19 protein-coding genes and 1 tRNA gene are annotated in these 20108 nt (G+C 62.4%); 9 read left to right on the top strand and 11 right to left on the bottom strand.

Annotated elements, in window-relative coordinates:
• Positions 1-5 precede the first annotated feature (5 nt).
• Both IWY39_RS05310 and IWY39_RS05305 read right to left on the bottom strand, forming a co-directional pair.
• The gene (locus IWY39_RS05310) at positions 6-851 is read right to left on the bottom strand and encodes a glycosyltransferase (RefSeq protein ID WP_107125204.1); all 846 of its coding nucleotides are present in this window, start codon (positions 849-851) and stop codon (positions 6-8) included.
• A 5-nt stretch (positions 852-856) separates the two neighbouring features.
• Entirely contained in the window at positions 857-2128 is a 1272-nt protein-coding gene (locus IWY39_RS05305) for an ammonium transporter (RefSeq protein WP_107125205.1), read from the bottom strand.
• A 109-nt stretch (positions 2129-2237) separates the two neighbouring features.
• Between IWY39_RS05305 and IWY39_RS05300 the strand changes: the two genes are divergently transcribed.
• Positions 2238-2939, top strand: a complete 702-nt coding sequence (locus tag IWY39_RS05300; RefSeq protein WP_019053815.1) for an NAD-dependent deacylase — start codon at positions 2238-2240, stop codon at positions 2937-2939.
• A gap of 196 nt (positions 2940-3135) precedes the next feature.
• Here the strand turns inward: IWY39_RS05300 and IWY39_RS05295 are convergent, their stop codons facing one another.
• From IWY39_RS05295 to IWY39_RS05285, 3 genes are all read right to left on the bottom strand, one after another.
• Positions 3136-4164, bottom strand: coding sequence for a FecR family protein (locus tag IWY39_RS05295; protein ID WP_107125206.1), 1029 nt, complete (start codon positions 4162-4164; stop codon positions 3136-3138).
• Positions 4082-4687 (bottom strand): sigma-70 family RNA polymerase sigma factor, encoded by a 606-nt coding sequence (locus tag IWY39_RS05290; RefSeq protein WP_017184226.1) that lies wholly within the window; start codon positions 4685-4687, stop codon positions 4082-4084. The genes IWY39_RS05295 and IWY39_RS05290 overlap by 83 nt, the downstream gene beginning before the upstream one ends.
• 177 nt (positions 4688-4864) lie before the next feature.
• Positions 4865-5062 (bottom strand): hypothetical protein, encoded by a 198-nt coding sequence (locus tag IWY39_RS05285; RefSeq protein WP_017184225.1) that lies wholly within the window; start codon positions 5060-5062, stop codon positions 4865-4867.
• Between the two features lie 127 nt (positions 5063-5189).
• On the opposite strand from IWY39_RS05285, the gene IWY39_RS05280 reads away from it, so the two are divergent.
• The 6 genes from IWY39_RS05280 to IWY39_RS05255 all read left to right on the top strand — a co-directional run bounded on the left by IWY39_RS05280 (position 5190) and on the right by IWY39_RS05255 (position 13062).
• A tRNA-Leu gene (locus IWY39_RS05280) sits at positions 5190-5274 on the top strand.
• A gap of 59 nt (positions 5275-5333) precedes the next feature.
• Positions 5334-6938 (top strand): trigger factor, encoded by a 1605-nt coding sequence (tig, locus tag IWY39_RS05275; RefSeq protein ID WP_107125207.1) that lies wholly within the window; start codon positions 5334-5336, stop codon positions 6936-6938.
• A gap of 144 nt (positions 6939-7082) precedes the next feature.
• Entirely contained in the window at positions 7083-8060 is a 978-nt protein-coding gene (locus IWY39_RS05270; protein WP_017184223.1) for a glycosyltransferase family 2 protein, read from the top strand.
• An 89-nt stretch (positions 8061-8149) separates the two neighbouring features.
• On the top strand, positions 8150-8785 hold the full coding sequence (gene clpP, locus IWY39_RS05265; protein WP_017184222.1) for an ATP-dependent Clp endopeptidase proteolytic subunit ClpP: 636 nt from the start codon (positions 8150-8152) through the stop codon (positions 8783-8785).
• A gap of 140 nt (positions 8786-8925) precedes the next feature.
• Positions 8926-10194 carry an ATP-dependent Clp protease ATP-binding subunit ClpX gene (gene clpX, locus IWY39_RS05260; RefSeq protein WP_017184221.1) on the top strand — a complete coding sequence of 423 codons (1269 nt, stop codon included), beginning with the start codon at positions 8926-8928 and terminating at the stop codon, positions 10192-10194.
• Between the two features lie 366 nt (positions 10195-10560).
• Positions 10561-13062 (top strand): TonB-dependent receptor, encoded by a 2502-nt coding sequence (locus tag IWY39_RS05255; RefSeq protein WP_107125208.1) that lies wholly within the window; start codon positions 10561-10563, stop codon positions 13060-13062.
• A gap of 123 nt (positions 13063-13185) precedes the next feature.
• Here the strand turns inward: IWY39_RS05255 and mtgA are convergent, their stop codons facing one another.
• From mtgA to IWY39_RS05235, 4 genes are all read right to left on the bottom strand, one after another.
• Positions 13186-13881 carry a monofunctional biosynthetic peptidoglycan transglycosylase gene (gene mtgA / locus IWY39_RS05250; protein ID WP_107125277.1) on the bottom strand — a complete coding sequence of 232 codons (696 nt, stop codon included), beginning with the start codon at positions 13879-13881 and terminating at the stop codon, positions 13186-13188.
• Positions 13882-13913: 32 nt separating this feature from the next.
• Positions 13914-15203, bottom strand: coding sequence for an MFS transporter (locus IWY39_RS05245; protein ID WP_107125209.1), 1290 nt, complete (start codon positions 15201-15203; stop codon positions 13914-13916).
• A gap of 150 nt (positions 15204-15353) precedes the next feature.
• Entirely contained in the window at positions 15354-16268 is a 915-nt protein-coding gene (gene rpoH, locus IWY39_RS05240; RefSeq protein WP_196871400.1) for an RNA polymerase sigma factor RpoH, read from the bottom strand.
• Between the two features lie 77 nt (positions 16269-16345).
• Positions 16346-17302 carry an RluA family pseudouridine synthase gene (locus tag IWY39_RS05235; protein WP_107125210.1) on the bottom strand — a complete coding sequence of 319 codons (957 nt, stop codon included), beginning with the start codon at positions 17300-17302 and terminating at the stop codon, positions 16346-16348.
• 17 nt (positions 17303-17319) lie between these two features.
• Between IWY39_RS05235 and IWY39_RS05230 the strand changes: the two genes are divergently transcribed.
• Complete coding sequence (locus IWY39_RS05230) at positions 17320-17721, top strand: Mov34/MPN/PAD-1 family protein (RefSeq protein WP_017184215.1); 402 nt, start codon at positions 17320-17322, stop codon at positions 17719-17721.
• Between the two features lie 100 nt (positions 17722-17821).
• Positions 17822-18469, top strand: coding sequence for a histidine phosphotransferase family protein (locus IWY39_RS05225; RefSeq protein ID WP_017184214.1), 648 nt, complete (start codon positions 17822-17824; stop codon positions 18467-18469).
• A 48-nt stretch (positions 18470-18517) separates the two neighbouring features.
• Here IWY39_RS05225 and IWY39_RS05220 read toward each other — a convergent pair whose 3' ends face one another.
• Both IWY39_RS05220 and ybeY read right to left on the bottom strand, forming a co-directional pair.
• Positions 18518-19462, bottom strand: coding sequence for a hemolysin family protein (locus IWY39_RS05220; protein ID WP_107125211.1), 945 nt, complete (start codon positions 19460-19462; stop codon positions 18518-18520).
• Positions 19463-19470: 8 nt separating this feature from the next.
• Positions 19471-19986, bottom strand: coding sequence for an rRNA maturation RNase YbeY (ybeY, locus tag IWY39_RS05215; RefSeq protein WP_107125212.1), 516 nt, complete (start codon positions 19984-19986; stop codon positions 19471-19473).
• Positions 19987-20108 lie beyond the last annotated feature (122 nt).

The raw sequence follows: 20108 nt of genomic DNA, 5'->3' as shown, positions 1-20108 counted from the left end.
GGGGCTTAGAGCGCGTCCTGCATCCGGGCCAATGCCTTGCGGTCGAACCAGGCGCTGATGCCGCCGCGCGGGCGGAAGCGGGGGAGCCAGTCGGGGTAGAGGCTGGAAAGGCGCGGGGGCAGGCCGTCCGGTCCCTGCCGCGTCATGATGTCCGACACGATCCGGTTCTGGAAGAAGCGCACCGAATAGTTAATCAGCCTCTTATACTGCATCGTCCAGGTGGACGGACGGGTCAGGCTGACCTGTTCGCAGGCAAAGCCCGCGCCGTCGCAGGCGATCACACGGGTAACGTCCCAGCCGCTATCCTTTTGCAGATCGGTATGCGCCCAGGCCGCGACCAGCCCATCGTCGCCAATCAGATCGTCGGGCAGGCGCAGGCCGCGCATGCGGATCGCGCCGACGAAGCGCCCCGACAGCGCGTAGAGATCGCCAAACAGCCCGCCCTCCGCACGCAGATTGCGGCGATAGGTTTGCGCCATCCGGCCATTGACCGGCATACCGGCGGCGGCATTGGCATGGGGGTGGGCGGCAAGGTGCGCCACCAGCGCGTCGATCGACCCGCTCTGTATCTCCGCGTCGCCATCCAGAAAGACGACGGCCTGCTCGCTACCGTTCAGCAGGTCATGGACCAGATGGTTCCAGGTCCGTGACTTGCCGCCCGCGGCAATGTCATGAACGATGACGTTCGACCGCCCGCCCGCCGCTTCCCGCGCGCGCACCACGGTGGCGTCGGTCGTGCCGTTGACCAGCACATGGAACAGCGTATCCGCCCGGTCGAGCGGCAGCGAGCCAAGGCAGGTGGCAATGCGCTTTTCTTCCTGATGGGCGAAAATGGCGACGGCAACGGTCATGGCGTTTAGCGGAAATCCCAGCCTTGCTGGCCATGCTGGCTGGCGTCGAGGCCGTCGGCTTCTTCCTGCGCGCCCACGCGCATGGGGATGACCATCGACACGATCAGCGCGGCGATGGCGGTGCCGATCATCGCCCAGAGCGCGACGATGGCAAGACCGGCAAGCTGGCTGAGCAGCGCAGCGCTCAGGCTGACCGGCACTTCATAGCCGACCCCGCCCAGCAGCGGCAGGACGAAGATGGGGAGCAACAGGACGCCGGTGAGGCCGCCCAGTCCGTGCACCACGAATATGCCCGCCGGATCATCGATCCAGCGGGCCGCCAGCCCGCCGCCGATGCGGCAGACAATTGCTGCAATCACGCCAATCATCATCGCGCCGCCTGTGCCGACCAAAGCAGCGCTGGCCGAAATGGCGGCGATGCCCGCCAGGGCGCCGGACAGGATGCCGGTGGCGCTGGTGCGCGCGCCCAGCAGCCGGTCGAGCAAGGCCCAGAGCAGCGCGGCGGCGCAGGCGGCAAAATGATAGTTCAGGATGGCGGTCGCGGCGTCATCGGTTGCGCCCAGTGCCCAGCCGCCGACCACGCCCGACAAGCCGATCCACAGCAATGCGCCGCCCGCCAGACCGAGTACGGGCGAATGGCCGGGGTCGGAGGCTTCGCGCCGCCGCCCGGCGATCAGGGCCAGCGTCAGCGCGGAAAAGCCCGCAACGCCATGCACGACCAGCCCGCCGGCAAAATCCAGCACGCCAAGGTCGGCGAGCCAGCCGCCGCCCCACACCGCATGGACAGTCGGCGCATAGACCAGCAGCAGCCAGAGCGGCGCGAAGCCGATCAGCCAGCCCAGCCGCACCCGTTCCGCGACAGCACCGATCAGCAGACAGGCGGCCAGCAGGGCCAACGCCATCTGGAACAGGACGAAGGCGGATTCAGGTACGGTCATCCCGTCGCGCAATTGCCCCAGATTGGCGAGCAGCAGGTTCGCGCCGCCGCCCAGCCATGCGCTGCCGGGCGCATAGGCGATGGAATAGCCCGCGATTCCCCAGACCAGCGACACGATCGCAATCACTGCCGCGCCCTGCGTCATCACCGACAGGGCATTGCGCACATTGACCAGCCCCGCATGGCGCAGCATCAGCCCCGGCAATGCGGCCAGCAGCACCAGCAGCGCGCAAAGGATCATCCAGCCGGTATCGCCACTATCGGCGACGGCGACCTGCGCAAAGGCGGGCTGCGGCAGCGCGAGGGCGGCGATCATGGGCAGGGTCTGGGCAAAACGCATGGGGCATGTTCCGGCTTTAATAATGCGTCGGGGTCTAGCCCGGACGGGGTAAAGACTTCGATAAGCAGGAGCATGGCGTTGACGCGGCGCATTGGCTAGGCTGGGCGACATGAACCCGGACATACGCAATATCGTCATCCTCACCGGCGCGGGGATTTCCGCCGAAAGCGGGCTTGCCACCTTTCGCGGGCCGGACGGATTGTGGGAAGGGCATCGCGTCGAGGATGTCTGCACGCCCGAAGCGATCGCGCGCAATCCCGCGCTGGTGCATCGCTTCTATGACGAGCGGCGCGCGAAGCTGGACGAGGTGGCGCCCAATGCCGCGCATGAGGCGCTGGCGGCGCTCGACAGGGCATGGCCGGGCGAATTGCTGATCGTCACGCAGAATGTCGATGACCTGCATGAACGGGCTGGGGCGAAGCGGCTGATCCATATGCATGGTGCGCTGCGATCGGCGCTGTGCGCGGCGTGCGGGAAGGCGGTGGCGTGGAGCGGATCGCTGCCGCCCGGATCGGTATGCGATGGCTGCGGCAAGCCCAGGCTGCGGCCCGACATCGTGTTTTTTGGCGAAATGCCCTATGAGATGGACGCGATCGACGATGCGCTGCGGCGCGCGGACCTGTTCGTGTCGATCGGCACGTCCGGCGCGGTCTATCCGGCGGCAGGTTTCGTCCAGACCGCCCGCCATGTCGGCGCGCGAACGCTGGAGCTCAATCTCGATCCTTCAGCGGGCAGTTATTATTTCGAGGAAAGCCGGCTGGGACCGGCGAGTGTGCTGGTGCCGGAGATGGTGCGGGAGTTGTTGGGGTAGGGCAAAGAGTTAGAAATATATCCGTTCGGGCTGAGCCCTTCGACTGCCCGCCTGCGGCAGGCGCTCAGGATAAACTTCACCGGAGGTGAAGTCGAAGCCTTATCCTGAGCGGAGCGAAGTGGCTTCGCCTGCGGCTCAGCCGAGCCCTTCGACTTCGCTCAGGGCGAACGGATTTAATATTGGTCCGCCCTGCGCGTCACAATCCGACCCCATTGTCCGTCATCGCCGGCTCTTCGTCGCGATAGAGCAGCATGACCGAGCCATCCTCGCCCGTGACCGCGCGGATGGGGAGGCTCAGTTGCAGGGCGGAGAGGAATTCGCGGCTGTCGCTGATGCGGAAGCGGCCGCCGATTCGCAGCGCCGACACCCGCGTATCGCCAATCAGGATCGGCGCGGTGCGGTAGCGGTTGAACTCGCCTGCCGCCTGCTCGATGGTTTCGCCGTCCAGTTCGACCATCTGTTCGCGCCAGGCCGTGCGCTGGCCAACCAGCTTGGGGTCCAGCCGGGTGAGCGCGATGGTGCGCGGCTGGATCACAGCGCCGCTGCCTGCGCTGACGCGCTTTTGCACATTATCGCCCGAATGGACGGTGACGGTGCCGTGGGTGACGGTGAGTTCGACGATCGAGGGACGCATCCGCACGTTGAAGGCGGTGCCGACCGCGCGGATGACCGCCGATCGTGCTTCGACGTCGAACGGGCGTTCAGCGTCACGGGCGACATCGAACGATGCTTCGCCCTTGAGGATACGCACTTTGCGGCCATTGTCGGTGAAGCGGACTTCGGCTTCGCTGTCGCTGTTGAGGTGCAGGGTCGATCCATCTTCCAGCGCGATGTCGCGGATCTGGCCGATGCCGGTCTGGAAACGCTCCACCCCGCTGAACGTGCGGACGGTGACGATGGCGGCGACGATGAAGAGCATGACCGCGACGGCGGCGGCGACCATGACGTTGCGCGACAGGCGGCGCTGCTGTTCTTCGCTGACGATCTGCGCCAGCGGGGGCAGGGTGACTTCGGCGGCGGCGCTTTTCAGTCGCTCGGCCGCTTCCCATGCTGCTTCGGCACGGGCGAACGCAACGGCGTGGCTGGGGTCAGCCTCTACCCATGCGCAAATTTCGGCTTCGTCCTGCGGGCTGGGATCGCTGTTAAGCCTGGCCAGCAGGCGCGCTGCTTCCGCTTCGATCGCGGCCCTGGTCCCGCAGCTTGATCCTGGCTCCGACCCCTGCACGTTCGAAATCCGTTTCCTCACGTTCCGCCCAGGCCCGCATAACTATCGCGATGGCTTTGGCCAGATGTTTTTCAACAGTAGAAACGGATAGGGACATCTCCTCCGCTATTTCCAGCATGGATTTTTCGTGGATGCGGCGAAGAATGAACACGCGACGGCACTGGGCAGGCAGCGACTCGACGATGACCTGTACCTGACGCAGCGCTTCGCGGGCGTTCAATTGCGCTTCGATCGTATTTTCGCCGCCCAGCAGTTCCAGGTCGGCCATGGTTTCGAAGCTGACCACCTTGTTACGGCGGGCGGTGTCGATGACGAGGTTGCGGGCGATGGTGAAGAGATAGGCGCGGCCTGTCGTCACATTTTCCCAATTTTCCGTCGCATAGGCGCGGGTCATGACTTCGGCGACCATGTCGTCCAGTTCATGAGTGGAGGGCAAAATGCGTCGCAAACGACCGCGCAATGCTGCTTCCTGTGGCAGGATGACGGTTTTAAACCAATCCAGTTTTGCGCGAACCCTATGCACGTCGACCCCCTATTTTGTCAGCCGCGCCTCTCCGTCATTTCTATTTGTAACAATTCAATCATGCTTGCAGGGGTCTGTCCAGCGGCGGGGCCATCATATTTTAACGATCAACCAAAAAGGTTCCGCAAAGTGACATAAAAATTGTGGATATGTTGGCCTATCGGCCGAAAATTGCGCTTAATCCGGCGGCACTTCGGCTGGCGCGCTGTCTGGCTGATCATAATCGGGGCCGACCGGCACGATCTCGTCCGGCTCCGTCACCGGCAATTCCTGCGGAGTCGCGGGGGCGGGGGTTTCGGGCGGCGACTGCGGGTCGATAATGTCCGGCGGGGGCACGCCATCGGGGTTGGGTGTGGGGTCGGGCTGGGTGGCCATATCTGCTTCTCTCTGTTAAGGGGGCGGAGAGGTTACGCATGGGTCGTCGCCCCGGTTCCGCGACCCGACTCACTATCCCTTGCCCTTGCCCACGCTTTTCTCTATGCCGCGCCGACCGGCGACCGATGCGGGCGTGGCGAAATTGGTAGACGCGCCAGATTTAGGTTCTGGTATCGCAAGATGTGGGGGTTCGAGTCCCTTCGCCCGCACCAGTATGCCACCTGCGGCAGCGCCACCGAAATTCAGCTGAAGAAAGCGTTTGAGAGAAGAGATGCAGACTGTCGAGACGTTGAACGAAGGCCTTAAGCGCGCCTACACTGTCACCATCACGTCGAAGGATATCGACGCGCGAGTGGACAAGGAAGTGAAAGCCATGGCTCCGCAGGTGCGGATGCCCGGCTTCCGCCCCGGCAAGGTGCCCGCCAATCTCGTCAAGAAAATGCATGGCGAAGCGCTCCAGCGCGACGCGCTCAACAACAGCATTCAGGAAAGCATCCAGAAGCTGATCGCTGACCAGAAGTTGCGTCCCGCGATGCAGCCTTCGGTCGAGCTGGACGAAGGGTTCGAGTTCGGCAAGGACGCGGAAATCAAGGTTGCGCTCGAAGTGCTGCCCGACATCGCGGCGCCCAGCATCGAAGGCATCAAGCTGGAACGGCTGACCGTCGAAGTCGCCGACGCGCAGGTCGATGAGGCCGCTGGCCGCATCGCCACGCAGCAGGGCGCGCTGGAAGAAAAGGGCGACGATCATGTCGCGCAGGACGGCGACACGCTGGTCATCGACTTTCTGGGCAAGGTCGACGGCGAAGCCTTTGAAGGCGGCGCTGCCGAGGACATCAAGCTCAAGCTCGGCTCTGGCCAGTTCATCCCCGGTTTCGAGGAACAGCTGGGCGGCGTGAAGAAGGGCGAGGAAAAGGTCATCGAAGTGACCTTCCCCGAAGATTATGGCGCGGCGCACCTGGCCGGCAAGCTGGCGACCTTCGACATCAAGGTGAAGTCGATCCTGGACGGCGACAAGCCCAAGCTGGACGATGATTTCGCCAAGTCGCTGGGCCTGGAAGGGCTGGACCAGCTCAAGGATCTGCTCAAGGGCCAGATCGAGCAGGAACATAATGGCCTGACCCGCACCCATATGAAGCGCAAGCTGCTTGACCAGCTGGCGTCGGCCCATGACTTCGACGTGCCGCCGAGCATGGTCGAGGCCGAGTTCGAGCAGATCTGGCAGCAGCTTCAGCATGAAGCGAGCCATGAGGAAGATCCGGCCGCCGCGATCGCCGAAATGGAAGCCGAAAAGGACGATTATCGCGCCATCGCCGTGCGCCGCGTTCGCCTGGGCCTGCTCCTCTCCGAAATCGGCCAGGCCAATGGCGTGACCGTCAGCGACCAGGAAATGAACCGCCTGATCATGCAGGCCGCGCAGCAGTACGGCCCGCAGGACCGTGAGCGTTTCGTGCAATATGTCCGTCAGGACCCGATGGCCGCAGCCCAGCTGCGCGCGCCGCTTTATGAGGACAAGGTCGTCGACTTCCTGTTCGACAAGGCCGAAGTCACCGACCGCGCCGTGACCAAGGAAGAGCTGGAAGCGGCGATCGAAGCCGAAGATGGCGACATCAAGCCCCACGTCCATGGCCCCGATTGCGGCCATGACCATGACGAAAAGCCCAAGGCGAAGAAGGCCGCGTCCAAGAAGGCCGCTGCCGAACCCGCCGCCGAAGCCGAAGCGGTAGCCGAGGAAGCCCCGGCCAAGCCGAAGAAGGCCGCCGCCAAGAAGGCAGCCCCTGTCGCGGCGGAAGCGGACGCGCCGGCCGCAGAGGCCGCTGCCGAGGAAAAGCCCAAGAAGAAGGCTGCTCCCAAGAAGGCCGCTGCCAAGGCTGAATAAGCCCGGCTGAAAAGCGATGGACAAGCGCCCGGCTTCCGACAGGAGGCGCGGGCGCTTTTCATTTCGCACGCGCCATGGCAGAGGAAATATTAACCCTGCCGGTCCATGCCATCGGGCACGGAAGGCAGCAGGATGCGAAGGCCGATGAAGGAATATCCCGCCATGACCAGCGACAGCGCGCTGGCAGTCCCGCGCATCGCGGTCATCCTGCCCTGTTATAATGAAGCCGGCGCGATCGTGCAGACGGTGCAGGATTTCCGCCGCGCATTGCCCCATGCCGACATCTATGTGTTCGACAATAACAGCAGCGACGGCAGCCCCGAACTGGCGCGCGGTGCTGGCGCGATCGTCCGCCGCGTGACCCAGCAGGGCAAGGGTCATGTCGTGCGCCGCATGTTCGCCGACGTCGATGCCGACATCTATATCATGGCCGATGGCGACGCGACCTACGAGGCCGCCGCCGCCCCCGCGATGGTTGCCGCCATGCTCGACGATAATCTCGACATGGTCGTCGGTTGCCGCAAGTCGGAGGCGGAAGAGGCCTATCGCCCCGGCCACCGCCTGGGCAACTGGGCGCTGACCAGCCTGCTCAAGCAATTGTTCGGGCGCAGTTTTACCGACATATTGTCGGGCTATCGCGTCTTTTCCCGCCGCTTCGTCAAAAGCTTTCCGGTGCTGTCGGCCGGGTTCGAGATCGAGACCGAGATCAGCGTCCATGCGCTCGAACTTGCCATGCCGGTCGCCGAAGTCGTCACCGCCTATGGCGCGCGGCCCGAAGGATCGGTCAGCAAGCTTTCCACCTATCGCGACGGCTTTCGCATCCTGCGCACCATCTTCACCCTCTATCGCATCGAGCGGCCGATCCTGTTCTTCGGCGTGATCGCCGCGTTCCTTGTCGCGCTGGGGCTGGGGCTGGCCGCGCCGCTGATCGTGACCTATATGCATACTGGCCTTGTGCCGCGTTTCCCGACCGCCATCCTGGTCACCGGCCTGATGATCCTTGCCACCCTGTCGGGCATGTGCGGGCTTATCCTCGACACCGTGGTGCGCGGGCGGCGGGAGGTGCGGCGGCTGTCCTATTTGGGTTTTCGCGCGCCGTCCGACTTCGCCCGGCGCGACTGAACCGGCTTCCTTCCTGCAAGCCCCCCTTGAACCATTTGCCGTTTGTGCCGATGTAGGGGTGGGCAAAAGCACCTGACTGAAAGAGCACAATGACCAACATCATGCATGATCCCATGGCCGCGCTGGTTCCTATCGTTATCGAGCAGTCGAACCGTGGCGAGCGCAGCTTCGACATTTTTTCGCGCCTGTTGCGTGAGCGGATCATCTTCGTGACCGGCCAGGTCGAGGATCATATGGCCTCGCTGATCGTCGCCCAGTTGCTGTTCCTCGAATCGGAAAATCCGAAGAAGGACATCTGGATGTACATCAACTCGCCCGGCGGCGTGGTGACGGCGGGCATGGCGATCCACGACACGATGAAATATATCCGGCCACAGGTCGGCACCGTGTGCATCGGCCAGGCGGCGTCGATGGGCAGCTTTCTGCTGGCGGCCGGTGAACCGGGCAAGCGGATCGCGCTGGGCAATGCCCGCATCATGGTCCACCAGCCATCGGGCGGCGCGCAGGGCATGGCCAGCGACATCGAGATCCAGGCCAAGGAAATCCTGCGTATCCGCCGTCGCCTGAACGACCTGTATGTCCAATATACCGGCAGGTCGCTCGAAGAGATCGAGCGGGCGATGGACCGCGACACCTTTCTGGAAGCGGATGAGGCCAAGGCCTTCGGTCTGGTCGATGAAGTGTTCACCAGCCGGCCCGCGCTGCCCGAAGCGAGCGAGACTTAAAGCCCATCTTTACCGGGGCGCGCTACTTTCACCCCTTGTGAAACCGGCGCGCCACGGTCTAGGATGACTATGGACCAGATTACCCGCGCCGGAATGCGGTTTTGGTGATTGTTGAACCGGCAGGGAAGAAAGATTGGCGAATGACTAAGCTTACCGGCTCCGATTCCAAGAGCACGCTCTATTGCTCCTTCTGCGGCAAGTCGCAGCATGAAGTGCGCAAGCTGATCGCTGGGCCGACCGTGTTCATCTGCGATGAGTGCGTCGAGCTGTGCAACGACATCATCCGCGAGGAGACCAAGGGCGGTCTCGTCGGCAAGAAGGATGGCGGCGTGCCGACCCCGCAGGAAATATGCGACGTGCTGGACGATTATGTGATCGGCCAGAACCGGGCGAAGCGCGTACTGTCCGTCGCGGTCCATAACCATTACAAGCGGCTGAACCATGGCAGCAAGCCGGGCGAGGTCGAACTGGCCAAGTCCAACATCCTGCTGGTCGGCCCGACCGGATGCGGCAAGACGCTGCTGGCGCAGACGCTGGCCAAGACGTTCGACGTGCCCTTCACCATGGCCGATGCGACGACGCTGACCGAAGCGGGTTATGTCGGCGAGGATGTGGAAAATATCATCCTCAAGCTGCTTCAGGCGTCGGACTATAATGTCGAGAAGGCGCAGCGCGGCATCGTCTATATCGACGAGATCGACAAGATCAGCCGCAAGGCGGAAAACCCCTCCATCACCCGCGACGTGTCGGGCGAGGGTGTGCAGCAGGCGTTGCTGAAACTGATGGAAGGCACCACCGCTTCCGTCCCGCCGCAGGGCGGGCGCAAGCATCCGCAGCAGGAGTTTTTGCAGGTCGACACGACCAACATCCTGTTCATCTGCGGCGGCGCGTTCGCTGGTCTGGAAAAGATCATCGGCGATCGTCTGGAGGCCAAGTCGATCGGCTTTGGCGCCTATGTCGCTGCACCCGAAGAGCGCAAGACGGGCGAGCTGCTGCGGCAGAGCGAACCGGAAGATTTGCTGAAATTCGGACTGATCCCCGAATTTGTCGGTCGTCTGCCGGTCATCGCGACGCTGGAGGATCTGGACGTGTCGGCGCTGGTCAAGATTTTGGGCGAACCGAAGAACGCGCTGGTCAAGCAATATGGCAAGCTGTTCGAGATGGAGAATGTCGACCTTAGCTTCACCGACGAAGCGCTGGTCGCGATCGCGAAGAAGGCGATCGAACGCAAGACCGGCGCGCGCGGGCTGCGCTCCATCCTCGAAGCGATCCTGCTCGACACCATGTTCGACCTGCCGTCCATGCAGGGCGTGGGCGAAGTGGTGGTCGACAAGGATGTCGTCGCGGGCAAGAAGGAACCGATTCGCGTATTCAGCGAAAACAGCAAGCGAGCCGAAGACGCCGCCTGATCGCAAGGCCAGGCCGGAGACGAAAAAGGGGCTGACGGGTGACCGTCGGCCCCTTTTTGTTGGTCCGGTTCCACGCTGACACAAATATTCCTGCTGCGTTGCAAAATTGCACCACCGTCAAATAGTGGGCAGAACCACCTATAAAATATAATTAAAACAATAGCTTGTGTGATGCGGACGGCTTGTCTCTCACGCCATCCCGCTCATCTGTTCGCACCTGTGACAGAGCATGTTGCACATTGTAACAAAAGTGCAGCCATAGCATCACAGGGGCGTCGCCAGAGGCCGTCACAGGCGGCTCCGGCTTGCAAGAGCATAACAGTATGGCGTGTCAGCGCCGCTCCTGAACAAGGGACAAAGGGTCACATGAAACAGTTTCTGATGTGCAGCGCCGCGATGATCGCCGTAGCCGCTCCTTCCGCAGCCTTCGCCCAGTCGACGGGTTCGATCGATTTTGAAAATGAGATCGTCGTCACCGGTGCCAAGACTGAGCAAGGCATTGCTGGCGTCATCGTGCCGGATACAAGCCGCGCCAAGGCGGTTTTGGGTGCCGAGTTCATCCAAGCACAGACACCGGGCCAGACCATCAACGAAATCATCAACCAGCTGCCTGGTGTCAGCTTCCAGAATAACGACCCTTTCGGTTCGGCTGGTGGCACGCTGACGATTCGTGGTTTTGATGATCAGCGCATTTCGCAGACTTTCGACGGCCTTCCGCTCAACGATACCGGTGGCTATGCGCTCTATTCCAACCAGCAGCTCGACCCGGAAATTATCGAGCAGGTGAACGTCAACCTTGGGTCCACCGACGTCGATAGCCCGACGGCCGCCGCGACCGGTTCGACCGTCAACTATCGCTCCATCACGCCTAGCGAAGATTTTAGTGCCAAGATGGTAGCGTCGGTCGGCGACTTTGAATTTTTCCGTATGTTCGGGCTGGTCCAGACCGGCAACTTCACCAAATGGGGTACACGCGCTTTCCTGTCGGCCAGCCGCGCGACGAACAACGCCATCTATGGCGGTATCGGCGAAATCGACAAGCAGCAGTATAATGCGAAAATCTATCAGCCGATCGGTAGCAACGGCGACTTCATCTCGCTGGCGGGCCATTATAACGAAAACCGCAACAACTTCTTCGGCTCGGTTCCGCTACGTCTGGATGCGGACCGTGTCGTGGGTGGCGGCAGTGCCAACCGATTCCCCGTTGGCAAGGATGAGCGCTTCTATCAAACCGCACGTTGCATCATCGCCGATCCGCGGGCGGGCATAGCCGATACCGCCAGCAGCTGCGGTTCGGATTTTGAATATCGCTACAATCCGTCGAATACCGGCAACATCCGCGTCAATTCGCGGTTTACGCTCAGCGATGGCCTAATTCTTACCGTCGATCCCAGCTATCAATATACTAAGGCCAATGGCGGCGGCACCAGCATTGGTTCGGAAGGGCTCACATCGGCCTCGTCGGGCTTGGCTGGCGCAACGGGCTTTATCCAAGGTTCGTCGAGCGCGGCGCAGTATTTCTTCGGCCGTGATATCAACGGTGACGGCGATATGCTGGACACCGTGCGCCTCCACACGCCCAGCCAGACACAGACCCATCGCTATGGCCTGATCACGTCGCTGCGTTACGATCTGGACCCTAACAACACGATTCGCGTTGCTTATAGCTTTGATCGCGGTCGTCACCGCCAGACGGGCGAAGCGGGTTACTTGACCGACAATGGCTTTGGCGCGCGGCCATTCCCAGTCAACAATCCCATCGTCGACGTCAACGGCGCGGCAGTCCAAAAGCGCAATCGTCTGTCCTACGCGATCCTGCACCAGGTATCGGGTGAATATCGTGGGAAGTTTATGGACATGCTGACCGTGACTGTCGGTCTGCGCGCACCTTTCTTCAAACGTGATCTGAACAATTATTGTGCCACGGCGACGGCCTCCGGCAATCTGCGTTGCTTTGAAAATGGATCAGCGGCGGAGGCCGCCTATGCTGCCGCTAACCCGACCGTTCAGGGTCCACAGCGCCGCGTGTTCAAATATGACAAATTGCTGCCCAGCGCTGGCTTTGTCGTTAATGCGACCGACGCGTTCGATGTTTTTGGCAACTATTCAAAGGGTTTGCAGGTTCCGGGGACGGACAATCTCTACCAATCCTTTTTCTATGATCCGTCGAACCCCAACGCCAGCCCGACCCCAGAAACCACAGACAATTTCGACCTTGGCGTGCGCTATCGCTCACCCGAGCTGCAAGCGCAGTTGTCCGGTTGGTACACCATCTACAGCGATCGTCTGGCATCGGCCTATGACCGTGACCTTGACACGACCATCTATCGCAATCTGGGTCGGGTCGATAAATATGGTATCGACGGCAGCGTAACATATCAGCCGATCCCCGAATTCATGGCCTATGTGTTCGGTTCCTATCTGAAGTCGAAGATCAAGGATGATGTCGAACTGTCGGCAACGACAGTTGCTCAGACGTCGGGCAAGCGCGAATCCGGTGCGCCGGTCTACACGTTCGGCGGTCGTATCCAGGGCGAAGTCGAAGGCTTCCGCCTGGGCGTGCAGGCCAAGCGGACCGGTCCGCGCTACATCAACGACCAGAATCTGCCCGTATTCCAGACGATCGGAGGCGTTTCGACCCAGGTCTATGGTGCCAAGGCACCGGCCTATACACTGGTCGATATCGACGCTCGCTACTCTTTGGAGAAGTTCGGTGCGCCTGGTGTCGCTGTTCAATTGAACGTGACCAACGTATTCGACAAGGTCTATGTTGGCGGCTTCGATGGCACATTGTCGAACACCAGCGTGACCTTCGCCCAGATCGGCGCGCCGCGGACCTTTATTGGTTCAGTGGTCGTCGGCTTCTGATCCGACCGATCATTGCCAAAACGGGAGGGCGGGGAGCAATCTCCGCCCTTTTTGCGTGGCAATGTAGGAAATCGCCGGCTACTGGCGATAGAATGGTGCGATATCGGCGAAGTTTGAAGACTTTTACTGCAAACACCCGTCCAGCCCGTCGCGCTGTACCACGCCGATCCGTGCGGCGATGGTGTTGCCGTAGCGGCGGGTGAAACCGCTGGGGGCGATGGCGGCGCGGCGTTTGGGGAGGGGGAGGACGGCGGCGATGCGGGCGGCTTCGGCGCGGGTCAGGCGTCCGGCGCCATGTTTGAAATAGCGGATGGCGCCGGCCTGCACGCCATAGGTGCCGATGCCGGTTTCCGCGACATTCAGATAGACTTCCATGATCCGCCGCTTGCCCCAGATCGCCTCGATCAACATGGTGAACCAGGCTTCGAACCCCTTGCGGATGAAGCCACCACCTTGCCACAGGAACACATTTTTCGCGGTCTGCTGGCTGATCGTCGATCCGCCGCGCACGCGGCCGCCGCTCGCATTGTGGATTGCCGCCTTGGCGATGGCGTCGACGTCGAAGCCGTGATGGGCGCAGAATTTGCCGTCCTCCGCCGCGATCGCCGCGCGCGCCATGTCCGGGTCAATCTCGTCCAGGCTCACCCAGTCCTTGGTGATGCCATTGGGATCGAGCAGCATCGTCATCGTCACTGGCGGGGGTACGAAGCGGTAGAGCGTCACCATCAGCAGCGAGAGGATGACGAAGCCGATCAGCAGTTTGAGCGGGATGCTGATCCAGCGGGAACGGCGGCGGGGAGAGGGGGTTTTGGCGGTCATGCCGTCAGCGTAACGCGCCACGGCCTTGTGTTTCAAGCGCCCTGCAAGATGGCGGGGCGACCCCGGTTGATCATCAGCACCAGCCCCGCGCCGATCAGGCATAGCAGCCCCGCCGCAACGAAGGCAGGCATATAGCTGTGCCAGACCGTGCGCGACAGGCCGCCCGCCATCGCCGCGCTGGCCGCACCCAGTTGATGGCCGGCAAAGATCCAGCCAAAGACGATGTTGGCGCGTTCCGGCCCGAAGCGCTGGGCGGTCAGCTTGACCGTGGGCGGCACGGTCGCGACCCAGTCCAGACCGTAAAAGACGGCGAACAGCGACAGGCTGTAGAGCGAGAAGTCGCTGAACGGCAGATAGAGCAGCGACGCGCCGCGCAGGCCATAATAGCAGAAGAGCAGCCAGCGATTGTCGAATCGGTCCGACAGCCAGCCCGACGCCAGCGTGCCGCCGAAATCGAACAGCCCCATCATCGCCAGCATCGACGCTGCGCCGATCGCCGCCAGTCCATAATCGCCGCACAGGGCGATGAAATGGGTCTGGACCAGACCGTTGGTGCTGGCACCGCAAATATAGAAGGACAGGAAGAGGAACCAGAAGGTCGGCACTTTGGCCGCGTCGCGCAGAACCGTGATCGGCGTCATCAGCAACGGGCAAAAGCCGATCGTCTGGACCGGCGGCGGCTGGATAGCGCTGTCGCCATAGGGTGGCAGGCCGAGATCGGACGGGCGATCGCGCATCAGCAGCAGTACGACCAGCGCCGCCAGCAAGATCGCGCCGCACACCAGCAGCACCGCAGAGCGCCAGCCCAAAGTGTCGGTCATTCCGGCGAGCAGCGGCAGGAAAGCCAGCTGGCCAGTCGCCATGCTGGCGGACAGCAGCCCCATGACAAGCCCGCGCCGGTGCGAAAACCAGCGGGTGGCGACGGTTGCGCCCAGCACCATGGCGGTGAGGCCAGTGCCCAGCCCGATGACCACGCCCCATAGCAGCACCAATTGCCACAACTGGCTCATGCCCAGCGACAGCAGCAGGCCGATCGTGACGATGCCGAGCGAAATCAGCATCATCCGGCGCACGCCAAAGCGGTTCATGAAAGCAGCGGCAAAGGGGCCGATCAGGCCGAACAGCAGGAAGCGGATGGCCAGCGCAGCGGAAATGTCGGCGGCGGTCCAGCCAAATTCGCGTTGCAGCGGCACGATGAACACGCCGGGCGCGCCAACCGCGCCTGCGACCACGAGCATGGTGAGGAAGGTGGCGGCAAGGACGACCCAGCCATAATGGATTTTGCCGGTCGCCAGACGCCGGGCCAAGGCAGTCGACATCAAGCTACATCCCCTTCGCGCGTCAGCCGGATCACCGCCATATGACCGACGTGCAAGGGGCCAACAAGACGCCAGTTGCGGTCCGATGGACCCTGGGCAACAGAAAGGCTCCGAATCGCTTCGAAGCCTTTTCCGATTAGCCTGTATTTGGCGTCAGGCGGCGGCGAAGCGCGCCATGTGGCTGAGCTTGTCACCGGCAATGCGCATCATCGCCTTTTGCAGCTTTTCAAAGGCGCGCACCTCGATCTGGCGGACGCGCTCGCGCGATACGCCATAGACCTGGCTCAGTTCCTCCAGCGTCTTGGGTTCTTCGGCCAGACGCCGTTCGGCCAGGATATGCTTTTCGCGATCGTTGAGGTCCGTCATCGCCTCCACCAGCATTTCGTGGCGCTGGGTGCGTTCCTGCTCCTCGGCCACGCGCTCGTCCTGCAATGGATCGGTATCCTGCAACCAATCCTGCCACTGGCCGTCGCCATCCTCCCGCATGGGGACGTTGAGCGACGTATCGCCGCCCATCGCCATGCGGCGGTTCATGGACACGACATCCTGTTCGGACACGCCCAGATCAGTCGCGATCTTGGTCACATCTTCCGGCTTCAGATCGCCATCCTCGAACGCTTCGATATTGTTCTTCATCCGGCGAAGGTTGAAAAACAACTTCTTCTGCGACGCGGTGGTGCCCATTTTCACAAGCGACCAGCTGCGCAGGATGAATTCCTGGATCGAGGCGCGAATCCACCACATGGCGTAGGTCGCCAGGCGGAAGCCGCGGTCAGCCTCAAACTTCTTCACGCCCTGCATCAGGCCGATATTGCCTTCGGAGATCAGTTCGCTGATCGGCAGGCCATAGCCGCGATAGCCCATCGCGATCTTCGCCACGAGGCGCAGATGCGAGGTCACCAGCTGGGCCGCAGCCTCAGGATCCTGATGCTCCTCATACCGTTTGGCGAGCATATATTCCTGCTCAGGGGTCAGAAGCGGAAATTTGCGGATTTCCGACAGATAGCGGTTGAGGCTGGCTTCACCGCCCAGCGCCGGAACCGCGGGGACATTGCTCGTCTTGGCCATGTCGCTTCACCTTTCCCTTTAATGCGCGGTCGGACCCAGAAGAGGCGTCACAAAGACCGTCGCAAACTTGTTCATCTCTATACGTGGAGCAGGCTTAACAGTTCCTGCATATCGGCAGGGAGTGCACTTTGGAACATAAGCCGTTCGTCCGTTACCGGATGTATGAACCCCAGGCTTTTTGCGTGCAATGCCTGCCTTTTGAAACCCAGCGTTTCCAGTATTGATTTGAAACCTTTTCTTTCTCTACCGTAAACCGGATCACCTATCAAGGGGTGTCCGATATGGTGCATATGGACGCGGACCTGATGGGTGCGGCCGGTTTCCAACCGACATTCCACCATGGCCGCGTCGCGTAACCGTTCCACGGTGCGATAATGGGTGACGGCATGTTTGCCGCGTCCTTCGCGATGAACCGCCATCTTCTTTCGATCAGCGTCCGAACGACCGAGCCAGGCGTCGACTGTGCCGGTGGCGGGCTGGGGGTGGCCATAGACGATCGCGGCATAGAGTCGCTGGATGCTGTGATCCTTGAACTGGCGCGCCAGCCCGTCATGCGCCTTGTCCGATTTGGCGACGACCAGCAGGCCGGACGTATCCTTGTCTATGCGGTGGACGATGCCGGGGCGGGCGACGCCGCCAATGCCCGACAACTGACCCTGGCAATGATGCAGCAGCGCATTGACCAGCGTGCCGTCCAGATTGCCCGCGGCAGGATGGACGACCAGCCCGGCGGGCTTGTCCACCACGATCAGGTCCGCATCCTCATGTACGATGTTGAGCGGAATATCCTGCGCCTGCGTTTCCAGCGCTACGGGCGCGGGCAGGGTGATGGCGAAGCTCTGGCCGGTTGCGACCTTGATGGTAGTGCCGATCTTGATCGGCTGGCCGGTCGAGCGGACATGGCCGTCGTTGATCAGCGCCTTCAACCGTTCGCGCGACAGGTCGGGCAGCAGGTCGGCCAGCGCCCGGTCGAGCCGCATCCCGTCCTGCGCCTGCGCGATTGTCGCTTCGATGATGGAAACCCCCGAACCCATTGGGTAGGGATGTAGGCATGGCGATTGCAATATCAAGGACGCTGCTGGACCAGATTCAGTCGATTGCGGCGGCGGACCGGGCGGAGGTGTGCGGTCTGTTGTTCGGCACGGCGGAGCGAATCGCGGCCATCGCGCCCGCTGCCAACGTCGCGCCGGACCCCGCGCGCCATTTCGAGCTGGACCCGGCGGCGCTGATCGCTGCGCACCGGGCAGCGCGGGCGGGCGGGCCGCCGATCATCGGCCATTATCATTCGCATCCGTCCGGCGTGGCGGTGCCATCGGCGACCGATACGGCCTGCGCTGCGCCCGATGGCAGCCTGTGGCTGATCGTCGCGGCGGGCGAGGCGCGGCTCTGGGTGGCGCAGGGGGATGGCGCGGGTGGCGTGTGCTTCGCCCCGACGACGTTGCAGGTCGTATGAGCGAAAGGGCGCGCGGCGGGGTTGCATCGCCCGGCGCAGCAGCGCATTAGCCAGTCAGGCCATCCTTAGTTTCCACAAAATCGGCGGTGCAGACCCTGACATGACCCACCCCATCGACAGCATCGAATTTGCCAGCCTTCTGTGTTCGCGCCTGTGCCACGACCTGTTGAGTCCGGTTGGCGCGCTGAATAACGGGCTGGAACTGATGGCGGACGAAACCGACCCGGACATGCGCCAGCGCTGCCTGGACCTGCTGGCCGACAGTGCCCGCACATCCGCCAACAAGCTCAAATTCTTCCGCCTGGCATTCGGTTCTGCCGGGGGCTTTGGCGACGCGGTGCCGCCGCATGAGGCGCGGGTCGCGATCGAGGGGATGTTCGCGGGGACTGGCCGGGTCAAGATCGGCTGGATGGTCGAGGAACAGATGCTGGGCAAGCTGCCGGTCAAGGTGCTGCTGAACCTGGCGCTGATCGTCGGCGACGCGCTGGTGCGGGGCGGGCAGCTGGATATTGGCGCGGAAAAACGGCCCGGCGTGACCGAGATTGTCGTGCGGGGCGAAGGGCCAAAGGTCGTGCTGGACCCCGATCTGCGCGCGGCGCTGGCAGGGACGCTGCCCGCCGAAGGACTGGCTTCGCGCACGGCAGCGGCATGGATGGTACGGCAGTTGGTGACCAATGCAGGCGGCGAGATCGCGCTGTCGCCCGCAGGCGAGCCTATGCTGCTGTTTGGCGCGTCCATTCCAGAGTGAGAGGGGGCGCGGGCCTAGCCCGAACGGGTTAGCGTCCGCAAATGCGCCTCAATCCTCATCGTCCATAAGCGCTTCCACCGGGGGGTGCAGGCGCAGGCGGCTTACGCGGCGGCCATCGCTGGCCAATATTTCCAGTTTCCAGCCGCTCTGTTCATGGTCGAGTATCTCGCCCGGTTCCGGCACCCGGCCAGCGATGATGAAAGCGAGGCCGCCCAGCGTATCGACATCCTCGTCAATTTCGCCCAGCTTCTCGTCAATCTCTTCGGCGACATCGTCCAGTTCGGCGCGCGCGTCTGCTTCCCACAGGCCGCCGGGCAGCGGCACCAGCATCGCTTCGGGGGCGTCGTCATGCTCATCCTCGACATCGCCGACGATTTCCTCGACCAGATCCTCGAACGTCAGCAGTCCTTCGGTGCCCGAATATTCGTCCAGCACGATGGCGAGATGGGTCCGCTTGGCACGCATTTCGGCCAGCAGGTCGAGCGCGCCCATGCTTTCGGGGACATAGAGCGGCTGGCGGATCAGCGGGGCCAGCGTGTCGGGGACGGGGGATTTGCCCGCCAGGATCGCGAAAGCATCGCGGATGTGGACCATGCCGACGATGGTGTCGAGCGTGTCGCGATAGACCGGGATGCGGCTATGGCCCGCTTCGGCGAACAGCGCGGCAAGATCGGCGAAACTCGCCTTTTCCTCGATCGCGATGATGTCGGCGCGCGGCACGGCGACGTCATCGACGGTATGTTCGGAAAAATGAAGCAGGTTGCGGACCATCTGGCGCTCGATCGCCGACAGGTCGCCCTTGGCGGGCGCAGCCGCGCCTTCGTCCTGCTCCTCCTCGTCATATTCGTCGAGCGCTTCCTCCAGTTCCTGCCGCAGCGTCGTGGATTCGTTATCGCCGAACAGAAGCGACTTTATGCCGCTCCATAAACCGCCTTCATTACTACTGTCCGATTCCTTGGAACCGTTGCCGTCCTTTGGGCTGCCCTCAGCCATAGTTCGTCCTACACCCCTGATAGAATATTATCCCCGTAGGGATCCGAAAGCCCAAGACTGGCCAGCGCCGCGACTTCCAGCGCTTCCATGACTTCGGCTTCATTGTCGTCCATATGATCATATCCAAGCAAATGAAAAGTCCCGTGGATAATCAAATGCGCAGCATGATCGGCAATGGAGATGCCCCGGTCGGCTGCTTCGGCGGCGCAAACCCCCTCCGCCAGCACGATGTCGCCCAGCAATATTTCGCCATCGTCCGTATTGGCCGTGCCTTCCAGCAGGTCGGCCTGTACCATCGGGAAGGACAGGACGTTGGTCGGCTTGTCCTTGTCGCGATAGGCGCGGTTGAGTTCATGGACTTCTTCGTCCGTCGTCAGCTTGACCGCGACTTCGTAGGTCGCCGCATCGGTGGCGAAGGCGGCAAAGGGGCTGTGGGCGATGGCCGCAGACACGGCGCGCTGGGCGAGCACTTCCCAGTCCGTATCGGGCCAGCCGGTGTCATGGAGGACGGCGACGTCAATCATGGAACGAACTTTCCTCCGTTCGGGCTGAGCGAAGTCGAAGCCTTTGCCAGAGCGGAGCGAAGGCACCTCGCTCCGCTCGGTTGGGCACTTCGACTTCGCTCAGTGCGAACGGATTTTTTTGC

The organism is Sphingobium sp. JAI105, assembly GCF_015752145.1.
In the GTDB taxonomy this organism is placed as follows: domain Bacteria; phylum Pseudomonadota; class Alphaproteobacteria; order Sphingomonadales; family Sphingomonadaceae; genus Sphingobium; species Sphingobium xenophagum.
This window is presented reverse-complemented; position numbering and strand designations above follow the sequence as displayed.

Bases quoted from the DNA above. Each gene is read 5' to 3' on its own strand.
- IWY39_RS05270 (WP_017184223.1), top strand. From the start codon at position 7,083: ATGAAGGAATATCCCGCCATGACCAGCGACAGCGCGCTGGCAGTCCCG.
- IWY39_RS05285 (WP_017184225.1), bottom strand. From the start codon at position 5,062: ATGGCCACCCAGCCCGACCCCACACCCAACCCCGATGGCGTGCCCCCG.
- clpP (WP_017184222.1), top strand. From the start codon at position 8,150: ATGACCAACATCATGCATGATCCCATGGCCGCGCTGGTTCCTATCGTT.
- IWY39_RS05230 (WP_017184215.1), top strand. From the start codon at position 17,320: ATGGCGATTGCAATATCAAGGACGCTGCTGGACCAGATTCAGTCGATT.
- rpoH (WP_196871400.1), bottom strand. From the start codon at position 16,268: ATGGCCAAGACGAGCAATGTCCCCGCGGTTCCGGCGCTGGGCGGTGAA.
- tig (WP_107125207.1), top strand. From the start codon at position 5,334: ATGCAGACTGTCGAGACGTTGAACGAAGGCCTTAAGCGCGCCTACACT.
- IWY39_RS05225 (WP_017184214.1), top strand. From the start codon at position 17,822: ATGACCCACCCCATCGACAGCATCGAATTTGCCAGCCTTCTGTGTTCG.
- IWY39_RS05305 (WP_107125205.1), bottom strand. From the start codon at position 2,128: ATGCGTTTTGCCCAGACCCTGCCCATGATCGCCGCCCTCGCGCTGCCG.
- IWY39_RS05255 (WP_107125208.1), top strand. From the start codon at position 10,561: ATGAAACAGTTTCTGATGTGCAGCGCCGCGATGATCGCCGTAGCCGCT.
- clpX (WP_017184221.1), top strand. From the start codon at position 8,926: ATGACTAAGCTTACCGGCTCCGATTCCAAGAGCACGCTCTATTGCTCC.
- ybeY (WP_107125212.1), bottom strand. From the start codon at position 19,986: ATGATTGACGTCGCCGTCCTCCATGACACCGGCTGGCCCGATACGGAC.
- IWY39_RS05310 (WP_107125204.1), bottom strand. From the start codon at position 851: ATGACCGTTGCCGTCGCCATTTTCGCCCATCAGGAAGAAAAGCGCATT.
- IWY39_RS05300 (WP_019053815.1), top strand. From the start codon at position 2,238: ATGAACCCGGACATACGCAATATCGTCATCCTCACCGGCGCGGGGATT.
- IWY39_RS05220 (WP_107125211.1), bottom strand. From the start codon at position 19,462: ATGGCTGAGGGCAGCCCAAAGGACGGCAACGGTTCCAAGGAATCGGAC.
- mtgA (WP_107125277.1), bottom strand. From the start codon at position 13,881: ATGACCGCCAAAACCCCCTCTCCCCGCCGCCGTTCCCGCTGGATCAGC.
- IWY39_RS05235 (WP_107125210.1), bottom strand. From the start codon at position 17,302: ATGGGTTCGGGGGTTTCCATCATCGAAGCGACAATCGCGCAGGCGCAG.